The organism is Pontibacter sp. CAU 1760 (assembly GCF_054482735.1).
This window is the reverse complement of sequence record NZ_JBTLRL010000002.1, coordinates 536,380-551,838: the sequence shown is the minus strand read 5'-3', so window position 1 is coordinate 551,838 and position 15,459 is coordinate 536,380. Positions and strand designations below refer to the sequence as shown.

The window sequence follows — 15,459 nt, the reverse complement described above, 5'->3', positions numbered from 1 at the left end:
ATTTTCTTTCGCGGCACTATGGCCCTATAACTCCGTAAAACCCGGAACCGGCAGGCAAACAGTGCCTCTGTAACCAATGTCACAGAAAGCGGTGCCACACATGCCGACCTTTGCATCACCAAAAAGAGTAACTGCCTGCTTTTGGTGGCATCAAAGTTATTGTGCTGGCAGTATCCTTTAGCAGTTTAAAACAAGATAAGATGAAAGAATTCTGGAATGAGCGGTACGACCGTGAAGGCATGGCATATGGGCAAGAGCCAAACGAGTTCTTCCGGGAGCAGCTTAACCGTCTAACACCGGGCAAGATTTTGCTCCCCGCCGAGGGGGAGGGTAGAAACGCGGTGTATGCGGCCCAACAGGGCTGGGAGGTGTTGGCCTTCGACTTTAGCGCCGCAGGCCGCGAGAAGGCGCTGAAACTGGCCGCGCAGTCCGGCGTGAGTATTGACTTCCAGGTGGCTGATGCAGCTGAATATACCTGCCCCGCGGAGTCGCTGGATGCGGTGGCCTTGATCTATGCCCATTTCCCGAGTGCAGTGCGGAAACAGTTCCATCCGCGGGTGGCGCAGTGGCTCAAACCCGGTGGCACGCTTATCCTGGAGGCTTTTCACCCGAACCAACTCCAGCAGCACTACCCTTCCGGAGGACCGAAGGACGTGAGTATGCTCTATACCGCCGACCTGCTGGAGCAGGAGTTTCAGGGGCTGAAGATTACGCTACGCGAAGAACGGGAGATCACGCTGGCAGAGGGCACCTACCATGAGGGCAAAGGCTTCGTGACCCGGCTGGTGGCTACCAAACCCGAAACCTTGCAATAATTTTTCTGCGGCTTTACATTTGGCTGCCTTATAATCTGATATGATCATCAAAGTTTTTTTTGCGACCTGCCTCATGGCCTTTGCAGGCGGGAGCACATCGATAGCCCAAACGCACCCGCCTAACGTTCCTGCCTCCGACACTGTGCAGGTGAAGAGCGTGAAAGAACTCTTCACCAAAGGGGAGGTGGAAGGTCATGTTCGCAACTACTTTATGGCTACCCTTAACCACCGGGAGCTTTCCGATAACTATGCCAACGCCATCGGGGCCCGCATTGGGTTTCGGACGGCTCCGCTCCATGGTTTCAGGTTTGGGTTTGCGGGGTTGTTTACCTATAATGCTTTTTCCTCTGACCTTGCGGAGCGGGATGCTATTGCCGGCAAGTACCCTCAGCAGGAACTGGAGCTGTTTGACGTGCAGGACCCCGAAAACCACGCGGACCTGGACCGGCTGGATGAATTATACCTGGAGTACAGCAGCGGAAAGGTGCTTGCAAGAGTTGGCCGCATCAGTTTCACCTCCCCGCTCATCAACCCGCAGGACACCCGCATGAAGCCTTATGCCGCACAGGGGGCGCACCTCCAACTGCCGCTACACGAAAAAAGCATGTTAACCTTGGCCTGGCTTGGGCAGTTCTCGCCGCGCAGCACCGTTAAGTGGTTTTCGGCTGCGGAAAGCATTGGCATTTACGCGGTGGGTGTCGATGACCGGGGGCAGGCCTCCGGCTACGCGCAGCATACCCATACCGAGGGCGTGGCCATTGCAGGCCTGCAAGCCAACCCGACTGATAAACTGCAAGCGGAGGTATGGAATTACTGGATAGATAACGTCTCGGACAATCTGTATGCCCGCGCGGTGCTGGAAGTAGCGCCACAGGTAAAGGCAGGTATGGAAGGCCTATACCAGTTCAGGGTAGGAAACGGCGGCAACAAGGCTGCGGAACTCGCCTATTTCCCTGACCAGCGGCAATGGCTGGTGGGCGGCAGGTTGGCGTATGAGCCTGCCACCTGGCATGTTTCTGTCAACTACCTGCATACCGGGGATGGCGGTCGCTTTCTGTTTCCGAGGGAGTGGGGCCGCGAGCAGTTTTTCGCCACCCTGCCGCGGGGCCGCATGGAAGGCAGCGGCAAATCTGACTTGGTGAATATAAAAGTCAGGAAGCAATGGTCGAAAAACCTGTCGCTGGAGGGTGCCGTGGCAAAAGCCTGGTTGCCAGCCCCCAATGCTTTTCGTTTTAACAAATATAAAAACCCCTCTTATTACAGCTTTGTAACCGACCTGCAGTACAAACCGAGCAAGCCCGTGCTGGACGGCTTAAGCTTCCGGTTGCTCTATGTGAACAAACTGTCCCCTGGCTCCAGCCTGCCGCTGGCGGATATGTATTACAAAACCAATTTCCATAACCTCAATTTCGTCACCCAACTCACTTTCTAGCGCGGGCTGTGAGGCTAATTATTTTATACTCCCTTTAGCTTGTGTGACTATTATCACTGTGCGCATCTTAACCATGCTATACCTTTGTGGGTATAATCTTCTGAGCACTTGAAATGTATACATGCCCAGAATATCATTTCATAAAAAACACGACATCGTATGAAAATAAAACAGTTTGAAGATAAAGGCTTAGCGCACTACTCCTATGCGGTTTTAAGCGAGCATACATCCGAAATAATTTTAGTTGATCCTGCCCGCAACCCGCAGCCATACTATGATTACGCAGCAGCAAACAAGGCCAGGATCGTAGGCGTGATCGAAACGCATCCGCACGCTGACTTTGTGAGTTCGCACTTAGAGATACATCAGAAAACAGGCGCTACCATTTATGCCCACAGCATGGTAGGGGCCGACTATCCGTTCGAGGCATTCGACGAAGGCGCAGCGCTGGATTTCGGAGACTTCAAACTTCGCTCGATCCATACCCCGGGCCACTCCCCTGACGGCATCAGTATTGTGCTGGAGCAGAACGGAAAAGACCATGCCGTATTTACTGGCGACACCCTGTTTATCGGGGATGTGGGCCGCCCGGACCTGCGCGAGAGTGCCGGTAACGTAACTGCCAAGCGCGAGGAACTTGCCCGCGAAATGTACCACAGCACCCGCGAAAAGCTGATGAAGCTGACCGACGATGTGCTGGTATACCCTGCGCACGGCGCCGGCACGCTTTGCGGGAAAGCCCTGAGCGAGGCCAACAGCAGCACCATCGGTGCCGAGAAAACAGGCAACTACGCCCTGCAGCAAATGAGCGAGGACGAGTTCGTGAAACTTATCACCGAGGAGCAGCCGTTCGTGCCGAAGTACTTTGGCTATGATGTGGCCCTGAACAAGAAAGGCGCCCCGGCTTACCAGCAAAGCGTTGATGGCGTGAAGCGCCTGGAGAAAAACTTTCAGCCGGAAGAAGGCGCGATCATCGTGGACACCCGCGACCAGGAGACGTTCAAAAAAGGCCATCTGAAAGGCGCCATTAACGTGCAGGAAGGCGGCAAGTTCGAGACGTGGTTAGGTAGCATCGTGGGCCCGGAGGAGCAGTATTATTTGGTGGCTGCCGACGAGGAGCAACTGCAGACTGCCATCGGGAAAGCCGCTAAAATTGGGTATGAGGCGCTTATAAGAGGAGCTTTCGTGCTGGACGGCAAGGCAGAGGTAGATTCTCCTAAAATTGACCTTGGCGATTTTAAAGAACACCCGGAGAAATATACCATCGTCGACATCCGTAACGCGTCGGAAGTGAAGAGCCAGAAATTCTTTAAGGATTCCATCAACATTCCGTTGCCGGAGTTGCGCGAGCGCGCCGACGAGATCCCGAACGACAAGCCTGTGGTGGTGCATTGCGCTGGCGGGTATCGTTCTGCGGCGGGTAGCAGCATCGTGGAGTCTGCCTTGCCGAAAACCAAAGTGCTAGACCTGAGCGAAGCCGTAAACGACTTCAAATAAGAAAAGGGTTACTTTGTACCCTTGATATACAGACCAGTAGGGGCATTCCATTGCTCCTACTGGTTTTATTTTTTCTTGAAATAAGAGATAAGTTTAAGCTGCATAGCTTTAAAAGAAATATTTTAGCGTTTTTGAGAAATTATATAGCCAGATCAAGGTTTTGTAGTTTCCAGTTTTTCCGGGAAGTGCCTTGTAGGTGTTGCGATGCCGAACGCAGTGAGGCAGCCTGAGCAGAGCGATAGAGGGCCCCTCCCGGCAGATTCAACTACACAGCGCTGAGCGGGAAAACGCGCCCCAGCTTAAGAAGGGCCCCTACCCCTGGCGTGGAGCGAAAAGCAGACTATGAAAGCAAAGAGTTTCAAGTTGTGGAACAACAGCTAAGTTTCTTAAGCTCTCATTTTTCAATCCCGTATATTTAAAGACACATTCACCATACCTATATCCTCCTTCATGGAAACGATTCCCGAACACATCCTGCACAAGGCCTTCCCACAACTCGAGCAACCGCTGCTGGAAGAGATCATGCGCGAGAGCACGCTGAAAGAGCTTGAAGAAGGCGAAGAGGCCATGCGCACCGGCCAGTTCATCAAGTCCACGATCCTGCTGCTGAGCGGCCTGCTGAAGGTATACCGCGAGGACGATGAGGGCAACGAGTTCCTGATGTATTACCTGGAGCCCGGCAACGCCTGCGCCCTGTCGATGATGTGCACTGCCAAAAACGAGAAAAGCCAGATTATGGCGAAAGCCGTTTCCGATGCCGAGATCATCCTCATACCGTCACATTTGTCAGAATCCTGGCTGGCCAAGTATAAAACGTGGCACAACTTCGTGATCGCCTCCTACCGCCAGCGCTTCGATGAACTGCTGCAAACCCTGGACAGCATTGCCTTTAAGGGCCTGGACGAGCGCCTGCTGTTTTACCTGAAGCGCCACGTAAAAGTGAGCGGCAACGAGATAAAGCTTTCGCACCAGCAAATCGCCTACGAGCTCAACAGCTCCCGCGAAGTGATCTCGAGGCTACTCAAAAAACTGGAGCAGACAGGGGCCATTACCCTGCACCGCAGCTACCTCGAAGTGCACGACCTGGACAACATCTAAAAGCAACAAGCCCTGACAAAATAATTTGCCAGGGCTTGTTGCTTTATGGGGTATAAATACCGGTTTACAGCTTGTCGAGCGCCGCTTTGAGCTTTTCGCTTACCTCTTTGGCGATCTTCGCCAGGTTATCGTTCTCGATCGATGCCATTGATTCCATCGGGTTGATGGCGGTTACCTCCACCTTGCCGCCGTCGTGCTCCTGCACCAGCACGTTGCAGGGCAGCATCGTCCCAATCTTGTCTTCCTGCGCAATGGCCTTGTGCGCGAGCGCCGGGTTGCAGGCCCCCAGAATCATATACTCTCTGAAGTCCACATCCAGTTTTTCCTTGAATTTCTCTTTCAGGTCTATCTCGCTGATGACGCCGAAGCCCTCCCCTTTGAGTGCCTCTTTTGTCTTTTCCAGTGCCTCCTGAAAGGTAAAGTCTACTTTTTTCGTGAAGTTGTAATTCATAGTCATCTCGTATGTTGTGCCTCTTAGCATACGCGCGGCATTATTAACGGTTCAGCCGATTACCTAGTCCTGAGCGAAAGCAGTACACATAATAGTTTATGCGACACGAGGCCGAAAATATATCCTGAGTTTGCTATCTATGTGACCATTGTCACAGTAGTCGGGGTTTGCCTGCTGTACCTTTGTAGCGTTGAAAATAAAACAAAGAACTTATGATTGTCATACTTGGATACATTGCGGCCCTTATTATCGGGCTTTCCCTTGGCTTGATTGGCGGCGGCGGCTCTATCCTCACCGTTCCGGTGCTTGTTTACCTGCTGGGTCTGAGCCCGGTAATCTCAACGGCTTACTCTCTTTTCATCGTGGGCCTTACCAGTTTGTTTGGTAGCTACAGGTTCTACAAAAAGGGGCTGGTGAGCCTTAAAACGGCGGTAGTGTTCGGTATACCTTCCATCATCGCAGTTTATACCACCCGCCGTTACCTGGTACCCGCCATCCCGACACACCTGTTCAGTGTAGGTGACTTTGAGGTGACAAAAGGCGTGATGATGATGATGCTTTTCGCTGCCCTGATGGTGTTCGCGTCTATCAGCATGATCCGACAGAAGAAGGAGGCAAACGGCACTGTGGATGATAACATCGATACAGAGATTGATGTGGAGCACGAAAGCCCGAATGCACCGCACCCGAAGCCTAAATTCAACTACTTTGGCATACTGGCCGAAGGGTTGGTGGTAGGTACGCTTACAGGCCTTGTAGGTGCTGGTGGTGGCTTCCTGATCATCCCGGCGCTGGTACTGTTCAGCAAGCTGGACATGAAAATGGCGGTGGGCACGTCCCTGCTGATCATTGCGGCAAAGTCGCTGTTCGGTTTCATCGGCGATGTGTACAACTATGAAATCGACTGGATGTTCCTGGCTATCTTCTCCTCTATCTCAGTGGTGGGTATCTTCCTGGGTTCCTTCCTGTCTACCAAGATCCACGCGGATAAACTCAAGACTTCCTTTGGTTGGTTCGTGCTTGCCATGGGTGTTTACATCATTACGAAAGAGATATTTTTCGCCTAAGCGGCAGCCCCCGGTGACCTTTGTCACAGACTTTAGCTAATAATCTTACGATATTTGTAATGTCATCTGGCAGAAAGGGTGGCACTACAGATAACAAAACAAGCATACCATGAAAGTAGAACAAATATATACCGGCTGCCTGGCACAAGGCGCATATTACATCGAAAGCAACGGCGAGGCCGCCATCATTGATCCGCTTCGCGAGATCAGCTCATACCTGGAGAAAGCAGAGCAGAACGGCGTAAAAATCAAATATGTGCTCGAAACGCATTTCCACGCCGACTTCGTTTCAGGCCACATCGATTTGGCGAAAGCCGCCAATGCGCAGATCGTTTTCGGCCCGAACGCCCAGACCAGTTTTGATTCTTACATCGCTAAAGACGGTGAGGTATTGAAAGTTGGAGACGTGACGATTACGGTGCTGCACACGCCCGGCCATACCATGGAATCGACTACTTACCTGCTGAAGGACGAGCAAGGAAAAGACTACGCCATCTTCACCGGCGACACCCTGTTTATCGGGGATGTGGGCCGCCCGGACCTGGCCGCAAAATCGGAACTGACGCAGGAGCAACTGGCAACGCATCTGTACAACTCGCTCCGCAACAAGATCATGCCGTTGGCAGATGACGTGATCGTTTACCCGGCGCACGGAGCGGGCTCGGCATGTGGCAAGAACATGAGCAAGGAGACCTCCGACACCCTCGGCAACCAGAAAGCCACCAACTACGCCCTGCGCGCCGACATGACGGTAGCGGAGTTTGTGAAAGAAGTGACAGACGGTTTGGCACCGCCCCCAAGCTACTTCCCGCTGAACGTGAAGATGAACAAGGAAGGCTACGCCAACATCGACGACGTGATGCAGCAGGGCTTGCAGGCCTTATCGCCGGAGGCATTTGAGGCAGCCGTTAACGAGACAGGCGCGCTGGTACTGGATACCCGCAAGCCGGAGGAGTTTGCCAGAGGCTTTATCCCGAACGCCATCAACATCGGTATCGACGGTAACTTTGCCCCTTGGGTAGGTGCCCTGATCCCGGACATCAAGCAGACAATCCTGTTTGTGGCGGAGGAAGGCCGCGAAGAGGAAGTAGTAACCCGACTGGCCCGTGTAGGATACGACCACGCGATCGGTTACCTGAAAGGTGGTTTTAACAGCTGGGCAAATGCAGGCAAGGAAGTAGACACAATCAGTTCTATTGCTGCCACCGAGTTTGCGGACCGCTATACCCAGAACAGCAGCATCAAAGTGGTGGATGTGCGGAAGCCAAGCGAGTTCCAGTCGGAGCACGTGGAGACAGCCGAAAACGCACCCCTCGATTTCCTCAACGACTACCTGGCTGAGTTGCCAAAAACGGAGGATATGTACCTGCATTGCGCCGGTGGCTACCGCTCCATGATCGCGGCTTCTATCCTGAAGGCAAGAGGGTTTGACAACGTCATAAACGTAGAAGGTGGCTTCAAATCCATCAGTGAAACAGCCGTTCCGAAAACGGCTTTCGTTTGCCCTTCTACACTGAAGTAAATCAACTTTGTCATTTCGAACTTCGTGAGAAATCTGAAATATTTTGAGTCTATAAAATGCTCCGGATTTCTCACTTTGTTCGAAATGACAATTATTTATAACAATTTCCCTTACGTGACCTAAGTCACTGAACGAAAGCTGGAAAAGCCGGACCTTTATATAGTAAGTTGTAAAGGAAACCACTAAAGAAAAGGAAACCACTAAAGAAATAAAACCATGTTTAACATATTCAATAAAACCCCGAAGAACTACAGCGACCTGGACGGAAAGACATTCAAGGCTGAGTTCGAGAAGGCTGATAACGCCGAGTTGCTGGATGTGCGCACCGTAGGTGAGTTTGCATCAGGCACTATCTCCGGCTCCAAAAACCTCGACTTCCTGTCTGGCCAGTTTCAGGCTGCTTTAGGCAAGCTCGACAAAGACAAGGCGTATTATGTGTTTTGCCGCAGCGGCAACCGCAGCAGCTCTGCCTGCAAGTTGCTGGCAGACCAGGGATACAAAGCGCATAACCTGGTGGGGGGCGTAGGCTCCTGGCCAAGGTAATCACCCAAACGAAACCATCGGTATGAACAGAACCGCAAGTGGCCTGTTCATACTTACTTCAACCATACACACTCACTAATTTTAGAATAAGGAAAATGTTAGAATATCTTAGCCAGCCTTGGCCTTGGTACACCTCAGGAATCTTGATCGCATTTGTCATGGTGATCCTCCTGTTTTTCGGTAAATCGTTTGGCTTTTCATCTAACCTGCGTGTGATATGCGCCGCCTGCGGTGCAGGGAAACATACAAAATTCTTTGACTTCGACTGGCGCTCCCAAACCTGGAACCTGCTGTTTGTGGTGGGTGCTATCCTGGGCGGATGGATATCCTCTGAGTTTTTATCAAACGGTGATGCCGTGCAAATCTCACAGGCAACTATTCAGGACTTAAGCGCTCTGGGTATTTCGTCACCAGACAGTTTACAGCCAGACGAGCTCTTCAGCTTAGAGGCGATTTTCTCTGTGAAAGGCTTCCTGATTATGCTGATCGGTGGTTTGATGATCGGTTTCGGATCGCGCTACGCAGGTGGTTGTACGTCGGGCCACGCCATAAGCGGTTTGTCTAACCTGCAGCTGCCGTCTTTGATCGCTGTTATCGGTTTCTTCATCGGTGGCCTGATCATGACACACCTCTTGTTGCCGTTAATTTTTTAAGAACAGCAGCGCGCTAAAGCAACTATCCATAAACAAGAAACAGCAAGACCGTGAAAGGATTAAAATATATAGTAGCCGGCATTTTGTTTGGCATCGTGATGAGTAAGTCAGAGGCGATCTCATGGTACAGAATTCAGGAGATGTTCCGTTTCCAGGCTTTCCATATGTATGGCATCATCGGAACAGCCGTTGTACTGGGAGTTATTGCCACCTATCTGATCAAGAAGTACAACATGAAGGATTATCAGGGCAACCCGATCATCTTCACGCCAAAGGAAAAGTCAGTTCCGCGCTACCTGATCGGTGGTACCATCTTCGGATTGGGTTGGGCACTGACAGGCGCTTGCCCGGGCCCGATGTTCGTGAACCTGGGGTATGGCTACTGGGCCATCCTGATTGCCATAGTAGGCGCCTTGATAGGCACTTACCTGTACGGGGTGCTGCGCGACAAGCTCCCTCATTAAGCGAAACAAAGATTAAAACACAACCGGAACCGATGGCCTGCAAAGTCTATCGGTTCTGTGTTTACAGGCGGTTACCTAGGTATGGCATAGTGCTTCAATTTGACACAAGCCATACCCTACCCGGCAGCACGTACACATTACTGACAACGTAAACTCAGGAATTGCTATATGTTAACTTACTTTGAAATAAATCTCTGAACACTTGAGAAGCATAGTATAGCTAAATCAAGGCTAAATGATTTCCAGTTTTTCCGAGAGGCACCTTGTAGGTGTTGCGGTGCCGAACGAAGAGAGGCAGCCTGAGCAAGGCGAAGGCAGCTTCAACTACACAGTGCCGAGCGGGAAAACGCGCCCCAGCGGGCGTGGAGCGCAAAGCAAGCTATGAAAACACAGAGTTCCGAGTCTTGCTATCGTTGCTAAATTCACGAGTTCACATTACTGACAACAAAAGTAACAAGATGAGCACAACGGACACACAACTTGGATTAAGGGAAAACGCCACGCAGTTCTGGTTGTTGGTGCTGATCAACGGGTTTGTGGGCGCGATGGTCGGGCTGGAGCGCTCGGTGATACCGGAGTTTGCCGAGACCGTTTTCGGCATCAGCGGCCATACCGCGCTGCTCTCGTTTATCGTGGCTTTCGGACTGGCGAAATCGTTTGCCAACCTGATGATGGGCCGCCTGGCCACCAAGTATACCCGAAAACAATTGTTAACCCTGGGCTGGCTATTTGCGCTGCCGGTGCCGTGGCTGTTGCTGTATGCAGGTAGCTGGTGGTGGGTAATTGCAGCCAACCTTCTGCTGGGCCTTAACCAAGGGCTTGCCTGGTCGGCCACGGTGGTGATGAAGATAGACCTGGTAGGCGAAAAGAACCGTGGCCTGGCCATGGGCATCAACGAGTTTGCCGGTTACCTCGCGGTTGGTCTGATGTCGTTTCTAGCAGGGTATATCGCCTCCACAACGGGTGTCGTATCCTACGCTTTCACACCGGGCATCGCTTTCTCCATCATCGGCTTGCTGCTTACGGTATTCTTTATCCGCGATACGCACGCGCATGTGAAAACCGAGGCGGCCAAAACCAACATCCCGCTGCTGCGCAACATCTGGAAGGACACAACCTGGCGCCACAGTAACCTGGGCTCTGTCACGCTCAACGGCTTTGTGAATAACCTGAACGATGGCATTTTGTGGGGCCTTTTGCCTGTGCTGCTGCTCTCGAAGGGGTATAGCCTGACGGAGACTGGTTTTCTGGCTGGTATCTACCCGGTGGTATGGGGACTGGGCCAGTTGGTAACGGGCAAACTCGGGGACATGCTCTGCAAAAAGCAGCTGTTGAGTCTCGGCATGATGATACAAGGCGCAGCGATCGGGCTGCTTTACTTCTCCGGCTCCTACCCTATCCTGGTTTTGGCGCTGGTGATACTGGGGGCGGGCACGGCACTGGTATACCCAAACTTCCTGTCGGTGGTGGCCGAGAACACGCACCCCACCCAACGACCGCAGAGCCTGGGCATTTTCCGTTTCTGGCGCGATTTCGGCTACGTGGCCGGCGCTGTGATAGCCGGTGTGTTCAGCGACATGTTTGGCCTGCAGGCGGTATTGCTGGGCACGGCTTTTTTAACCATCGGTGCCGGGGTGCTTTCAGAGGTCCGGATGTGCTGCACAAAAAAGCTGCTCTGGCATAGCCACGAATGTGGTGTCGGGTAGTTTTAGAAGCCCAGAATGCCTATATTTATACCTGCAACTATACCCGCTGAAACGATTTACACCACTTGGTTTGTTGTTCAAACTAAGACCGCATATAAACCCAGAAACAACATTGCGCTAAACTGCCTATGAAGCCCTACCTGTTATTGTTCCTGAGCACCCTCCTGCTGCTTTTCGCATTGCCGAAAAACAACAGCAGTTTGCGTGGCATGGGGGCTAACGGGCAAAGCGAAATCAGCAGCTCGTGCAGTAAAAACAAGATCGCCCTGAAGCGCACCTGCCGGAAAAAGTGCATCAAGCACCAGACCCATTCCGAGCAGCAAAGTGCCGCGAATATTGTTATTGAATGCGGACAGCAGGTATATGCAGTTTTGTCGGCATCGGAATACAACATTTCATACACCAACCAGGTGGAGCGAACACGCTTTCAGACGAACACGCGCAGCCACCTCCCCCCTGATCTGGCGACAGACCCTGACCCACCCCGGTTTTCTTAAAATCTTAGGTTAAACAGCTTTTGCAGGCAGTTGCGCAGGAAACCTGTGCTCCATACTGCTTCTAATCAAACGCTGTATCTCTTTTTTACCTTGGCAATCAGGCTATCGAATCGCTATGCCTGCATCCTTTATTTTAAGAAAACATACTATGGAAATCACACCATTGCAGAAAATCTCCTTTTTAGCGCTGCGCCTTATGGGCAGCCTGATATTTATTATGGCGGGCTTTAACCACCTGTTCAAAACTGCCGGCGCTACTGCCCGCCTGGAAAGCGCCGATATGGGCCACCTGGCTACCTGGATCGCGCCGGCGGAGACGCTGGTTATCCTGTCGGGTATGGGGTTGGTAGTTGGCGGGTTTATGCTGTTTTTGGGCCTAAAAACCCGGATAGCGGCATCGTTGTTGCTATCTATACTCGTCCCGATAACCCTTACCATACAGATAGGAAACCCCGAGGGGGCGGGACCATTTTTCAAGAACATCGCTTTGCTCGGTGTCCTTTTATTTTTCATAACGAACGGAGCCATGTACTACGGATTAGATCAGATGTTAAAGAGAAAAAATATATTTGCCAACGTTCAGGCGCGTAGCGCGATGGTGCTTGCCACATTTGGCTTGTTCTTTTTGCTAGGCTCTTGCACTACCATCGATTCTGTGGCGCAAGCAACTACAAAGCAAGGCGCGACTACTGCTGCCAAGCAGCAATATGCCGTGCTCATCAGCCAGCCCGACCACCTGAAGGCTGCCGTAAACACAGCGGAAACCATCACGAAGGAAAGCAAATACAACAGCGGCGCATTCGTGATTATAGCCTGCGGCAAATCTGTGGAGGCTTTTGTAAAGGGTGGCGATATGAGCCAGGAGTTTGAAGCAGGCAAAAAAGCGGGCGTCACGTACCGCGTGTGTGGCATGTCGCTCAAAAAATTCAACATTGACCCTGGCACGCTGATGGACGGTATAGAAGTGGTACCAAACGGCCTGACGCACATGTTCGACCTGAAGCAGCAGGGCTTTACAACTGTTGAACTTTAAACTAATACTGGCACCAATTGAGGTGCCAGCAAATCATTCTCAATTTTTGAACAAGAATAAACAGAGATAAAATGGATAAGAAGAGATTTTCATTCAAAGACATACCGGGCTGGGCTATTACACTGGCCATTTTTGGAATACTATACCTTACCGGTCTTCATACCGAGGCCATCGGGCAAGTGCAGCGCCTGCTGCTCGCTACGGGTATAAAAAATGCTGACATGCCAGAAACGCTGCCTGCAAAAACGGCTGGAGAAATTGCGGAGACATCAGAGTTCGAGACCTCGCCGATGGCCGGAGCCGGTTTTAAGATGCAGACCCTGGATGGCAAGACCGTGAATTTTGAGAGCCTGAAAGGAAAAGTAGTGTTCCTGAACATGTGGGCCACCTGGTGCCCGCCGTGTGTGGCCGAGATGCCAAACATCCAGAAGCTTTATGATAAAGTGGGCTCCGACAAAATTGCCTTCGTGATGCTGTCGGTGGATGAGGGCGGCCCGGAGAAAGTGAGGAAGTTTATCGACAAGAAAGGTTTTACGTTCCCGGTATACATGCCGACTGGCCAGCTACCACAGGAGTTTTACAGCAATGCTATCCCAACCACGTTCATCATCTCGCCAGAAGGCAAGATTGTGGCGAAACAGGAAGGTATGGCCGACTACGACAACCAAGAAGTCCGTGATTTCCTGCAGAGCATGGTAAAATAACATCAATAAACCGTATGTTGGCTGTTGCGTGGCAGTGGCCAACATACTTTTCAACTTCAACCTACACCAAACAACCCTTATGAAAGGATTATCCTTGTTTCTGATAGCAGGCGCGCTCCTGTCGTCGTGCAGTGCCGAGTCAGCCGCATCAGACGAAACCAGCGCCGTGCAAACTGCCACCACCGCACAAACAGCAGCAACAGTGAAAAAAGTTGACAGCCAGGAGGCGAAGGCTTTGCTGGCGCAGCAGCCCGAGGTGGTGGTGCTGGACGTGCGCACACCTGGCGAATTCGCTTCTGGTCACCTGCAAAACGCGACGCTGGTAGACATCAGTGCCGTTGATTTTTCGCAGCGCCTGCAGGCTTTGGATAAGTCGAAAACCTACCTGGTATACTGCGCCGTTGGAGGCAGAAGCCGACAAGCGGCCCAACAGATGCAGCAACTTGGCTTTAAGCAGGTATACGATGCCACCGAAGGGTTCTCGTCCCTGAAAAGCGCAGGCGTTCCTGTTGAATAATCGTATAATTCTCACCTAACCTATAAAACCATGAAACTGAAACTGACCTTTCTTGCAGCATTCTTCCTGTTCGCTGCGCCACTGACTTTTGCCCAGGTAAAAACAAAGGCAAAACTGGCAGGCACCCAAACAGCACAAGCCGCCAAGCAGCACCTCGTGGTGTATGATGTGGTCTCGGCTGACGGTGATCGACAAGGCAAAATCATGCAACATATGGACCGGATGATGAACCACTGGCCCGAGGCGAAACTAGAGGTAGTGGTGCATGGCAATGGCCTGGATATGTTGGTAAAAGACAAAGCAACCGCAGCCGAGCAATTGAAAGCACTTCAGGATAAGGGTGTGGTGTTTGCAGCCTGCGAAAATGCCATGCGTGCCCATAACGTGCAAAAAGAGCAGTTACTGCCGGGTGTGATTACGGTGCCGATGGGTGTGGTGGAGATCATCGAAAAGCAAGAGGAAGGTTGGAGCTACATCAGGCTATAACCTAAACACATTACATGGAAAAATACTGGAGCATTTTCATCAACTCCTTCGCCGACTACGGGGGCTACCTGTGGCGTGAGGTCCTGAACCCGAGTTGGGGCAATTACTTCTATTGGCTGATCGGCTTGTCGCTGTTCTTCTGGCTACTGGAGATCATTGCCCCTTGGAGACAGCATCAGCCTAAATTCCGCATGGACTTCTGGCTCGATGGCTTTTACATGTTCTTTAACTTTTTTCTGTTCTCGCTGGTCGGTTTCAATGCAGTTTCTAATGTAGGAGTCGAGGCATTCAACGATTTTCTTGGCCTGTTTGGGATTAGCAACCTCGTAGCTTTTGAGGTGCAGTCGTGGCCGGTATGGGCGCAGTTGCTAACCTTGTTTGTAGTGCGTGATTTTATTCAATGGAACGTGCACCGCTTGCTACATCGCTTCGAGTTCCTGTGGAATTTCCATAAGGTGCATCACTCGGTACAGCAGATGGGTTTTGCGGCCCACCTGCGTTTCCATTGGGGTGAAACGGTGGTGTACCGTACCTTAGAGTATATTCCGCTAGCCATGATCGGCTTTGGTATTCAGGACTTTTTCCTGGTGCATATCTTCGCTACGGCAGTCGGACATTTTAACCACTCAAACTTTAAGGTACCGCTTGGCCCGTTCCGCTTTCTGTTCAACAACCCGCAGATGCATATCTGGCACCACGCCAAGCACATGCCACGCCGCTACGGTGCCAATTATGGCATCACGCTAAGCGTCTGGGATTACTTATTCGGAACCGCTTATGAGCCAGAAGACGGGCGTGACATCGAACTGGGCTTTGATGAAGTTGAACACTACCCGAAGTCTTTCATGGAACAGCAGGTCCAACCGTTCCGTGAGGGCCACCCTGTTAAATCCGCTGCTCCTACAGCAGAGACCCGGCGGCAGAAAGCAACCTCCTAGCAAGAGCACTGAACATACCTACATAGAAAGGCGAGC

The 15,459-nt window shown here is 51.7% G+C and carries 17 protein-coding genes; 16 read left to right on the top strand and 1 reads right to left on the bottom strand.

The window, feature by feature from the left end:
• Positions 1-200: 200 nt before the first annotated feature.
• The 4 genes from ACXYMU_RS04740 to ACXYMU_RS04725 all read left to right on the top strand — a co-directional run bounded on the left by ACXYMU_RS04740 (position 201) and on the right by ACXYMU_RS04725 (position 4,842).
• Positions 201-815: a class I SAM-dependent methyltransferase gene (locus ACXYMU_RS04740; protein WP_458985203.1), complete on the top strand. Its 615-nt coding sequence runs from the start codon at positions 201-203 to the stop codon at positions 813-815.
• 40 nt (positions 816-855) lie between these two features.
• A complete protein-coding gene (locus ACXYMU_RS04735) occupies positions 856-2,247 on the top strand; it encodes a porin (protein ID WP_458985202.1) in 1,392 nt (463 codons plus the stop codon).
• Between the two features lie 159 nt (positions 2,248-2,406).
• A complete protein-coding gene (locus ACXYMU_RS04730) occupies positions 2,407-3,744 on the top strand; it encodes an MBL fold metallo-hydrolase (RefSeq protein WP_458985201.1) in 1,338 nt (445 codons plus the stop codon).
• A gap of 450 nt (positions 3,745-4,194) precedes the next feature.
• Positions 4,195-4,842: a Crp/Fnr family transcriptional regulator gene (locus tag ACXYMU_RS04725; protein ID WP_458985200.1), complete on the top strand. Its 648-nt coding sequence runs from the start codon at positions 4,195-4,197 to the stop codon at positions 4,840-4,842.
• A gap of 64 nt (positions 4,843-4,906) precedes the next feature.
• Here the strand turns inward: ACXYMU_RS04725 and ACXYMU_RS04720 are convergent, their stop codons facing one another.
• Entirely contained in the window at positions 4,907-5,293 is a 387-nt protein-coding gene (locus tag ACXYMU_RS04720; protein WP_458985199.1) for a DUF302 domain-containing protein, read from the bottom strand.
• A 212-nt stretch (positions 5,294-5,505) separates the two neighbouring features.
• Between ACXYMU_RS04720 and ACXYMU_RS04715 the strand changes: the two genes are divergently transcribed.
• From ACXYMU_RS04715 to ACXYMU_RS04660, 12 genes are all read left to right on the top strand, one after another.
• Complete coding sequence (locus tag ACXYMU_RS04715; protein ID WP_458985198.1) at positions 5,506-6,360, top strand: sulfite exporter TauE/SafE family protein; 855 nt, start codon at positions 5,506-5,508, stop codon at positions 6,358-6,360.
• Between the two features lie 109 nt (positions 6,361-6,469).
• Positions 6,470-7,882 (top strand): MBL fold metallo-hydrolase, encoded by a 1,413-nt coding sequence (locus ACXYMU_RS04710; RefSeq protein ID WP_458985197.1) that lies wholly within the window; start codon positions 6,470-6,472, stop codon positions 7,880-7,882.
• Positions 7,883-8,098: 216 nt separating this feature from the next.
• Positions 8,099-8,425 (top strand): rhodanese-like domain-containing protein, encoded by a 327-nt coding sequence (locus tag ACXYMU_RS04705; protein WP_458985196.1) that lies wholly within the window; start codon positions 8,099-8,101, stop codon positions 8,423-8,425.
• Positions 8,426-8,568: 143 nt separating this feature from the next.
• Positions 8,569-9,078, top strand: a complete 510-nt coding sequence (locus ACXYMU_RS04700) for a YeeE/YedE family protein (protein ID WP_458985195.1) — start codon at positions 8,569-8,571, stop codon at positions 9,076-9,078.
• 50 nt (positions 9,079-9,128) lie between these two features.
• Complete coding sequence (locus tag ACXYMU_RS04695) at positions 9,129-9,542, top strand: YeeE/YedE family protein (protein WP_458985194.1); 414 nt, start codon at positions 9,129-9,131, stop codon at positions 9,540-9,542.
• 458 nt (positions 9,543-10,000) lie between these two features.
• Complete coding sequence (locus tag ACXYMU_RS04690) at positions 10,001-11,248, top strand: MFS transporter (RefSeq protein ID WP_458985193.1); 1,248 nt, start codon at positions 10,001-10,003, stop codon at positions 11,246-11,248.
• 128 nt (positions 11,249-11,376) lie between these two features.
• Positions 11,377-11,745 carry a hypothetical protein gene (locus tag ACXYMU_RS04685; RefSeq protein WP_458985192.1) on the top strand — a complete coding sequence of 123 codons (369 nt, stop codon included), beginning with the start codon at positions 11,377-11,379 and terminating at the stop codon, positions 11,743-11,745.
• Positions 11,746-11,893: 148 nt separating this feature from the next.
• Positions 11,894-12,778: a DoxX family membrane protein gene (locus tag ACXYMU_RS04680; protein WP_458985191.1), complete on the top strand. Its 885-nt coding sequence runs from the start codon at positions 11,894-11,896 to the stop codon at positions 12,776-12,778.
• A gap of 71 nt (positions 12,779-12,849) precedes the next feature.
• Positions 12,850-13,482 carry a TlpA disulfide reductase family protein gene (locus tag ACXYMU_RS04675; protein WP_458985190.1) on the top strand — a complete coding sequence of 211 codons (633 nt, stop codon included), beginning with the start codon at positions 12,850-12,852 and terminating at the stop codon, positions 13,480-13,482.
• Between the two features lie 79 nt (positions 13,483-13,561).
• On the top strand, positions 13,562-13,999 hold the full coding sequence (locus tag ACXYMU_RS04670) for a rhodanese-like domain-containing protein (protein ID WP_458985189.1): 438 nt from the start codon (positions 13,562-13,564) through the stop codon (positions 13,997-13,999).
• A 30-nt stretch (positions 14,000-14,029) separates the two neighbouring features.
• Positions 14,030-14,485 carry a DsrE family protein gene (locus ACXYMU_RS04665; protein ID WP_458985188.1) on the top strand — a complete coding sequence of 152 codons (456 nt, stop codon included), beginning with the start codon at positions 14,030-14,032 and terminating at the stop codon, positions 14,483-14,485.
• A gap of 14 nt (positions 14,486-14,499) precedes the next feature.
• A complete protein-coding gene (locus ACXYMU_RS04660; RefSeq protein WP_458985187.1) occupies positions 14,500-15,423 on the top strand; it encodes a sterol desaturase family protein in 924 nt (307 codons plus the stop codon).
• The last annotated feature ends 36 nt before the right edge of the window (positions 15,424-15,459 follow it).

What these genes read in the sequence shown, in the direction of transcription:
- ACXYMU_RS04740 (WP_458985203.1), top strand. Translation starts at nt 201, where the DNA reads ATGAAAGAATTCTGGAATGAGCGGTACGACCGTGAAGGCATGGCATAT.
- ACXYMU_RS04735 (WP_458985202.1), top strand. Translation starts at nt 856, where the DNA reads ATGATCATCAAAGTTTTTTTTGCGACCTGCCTCATGGCCTTTGCAGGC.
- ACXYMU_RS04730 (WP_458985201.1), top strand. Translation starts at nt 2,407, where the DNA reads ATGAAAATAAAACAGTTTGAAGATAAAGGCTTAGCGCACTACTCCTAT.
- ACXYMU_RS04725 (WP_458985200.1), top strand. Translation starts at nt 4,195, where the DNA reads ATGGAAACGATTCCCGAACACATCCTGCACAAGGCCTTCCCACAACTC.
- ACXYMU_RS04720 (WP_458985199.1), bottom strand. Translation starts at nt 5,293, where the DNA reads ATGAATTACAACTTCACGAAAAAAGTAGACTTTACCTTTCAGGAGGCA.
- ACXYMU_RS04715 (WP_458985198.1), top strand. Translation starts at nt 5,506, where the DNA reads ATGATTGTCATACTTGGATACATTGCGGCCCTTATTATCGGGCTTTCC.
- ACXYMU_RS04710 (WP_458985197.1), top strand. Translation starts at nt 6,470, where the DNA reads ATGAAAGTAGAACAAATATATACCGGCTGCCTGGCACAAGGCGCATAT.
- ACXYMU_RS04705 (WP_458985196.1), top strand. Translation starts at nt 8,099, where the DNA reads ATGTTTAACATATTCAATAAAACCCCGAAGAACTACAGCGACCTGGAC.
- ACXYMU_RS04690 (WP_458985193.1), top strand. Translation starts at nt 10,001, where the DNA reads ATGAGCACAACGGACACACAACTTGGATTAAGGGAAAACGCCACGCAG.
- ACXYMU_RS04685 (WP_458985192.1), top strand. Translation starts at nt 11,377, where the DNA reads ATGAAGCCCTACCTGTTATTGTTCCTGAGCACCCTCCTGCTGCTTTTC.
- ACXYMU_RS04680 (WP_458985191.1), top strand. Translation starts at nt 11,894, where the DNA reads ATGGAAATCACACCATTGCAGAAAATCTCCTTTTTAGCGCTGCGCCTT.
- ACXYMU_RS04675 (WP_458985190.1), top strand. Translation starts at nt 12,850, where the DNA reads ATGGATAAGAAGAGATTTTCATTCAAAGACATACCGGGCTGGGCTATT.
- ACXYMU_RS04670 (WP_458985189.1), top strand. Translation starts at nt 13,562, where the DNA reads ATGAAAGGATTATCCTTGTTTCTGATAGCAGGCGCGCTCCTGTCGTCG.
- ACXYMU_RS04665 (WP_458985188.1), top strand. Translation starts at nt 14,030, where the DNA reads ATGAAACTGAAACTGACCTTTCTTGCAGCATTCTTCCTGTTCGCTGCG.
- ACXYMU_RS04660 (WP_458985187.1), top strand. Translation starts at nt 14,500, where the DNA reads ATGGAAAAATACTGGAGCATTTTCATCAACTCCTTCGCCGACTACGGG.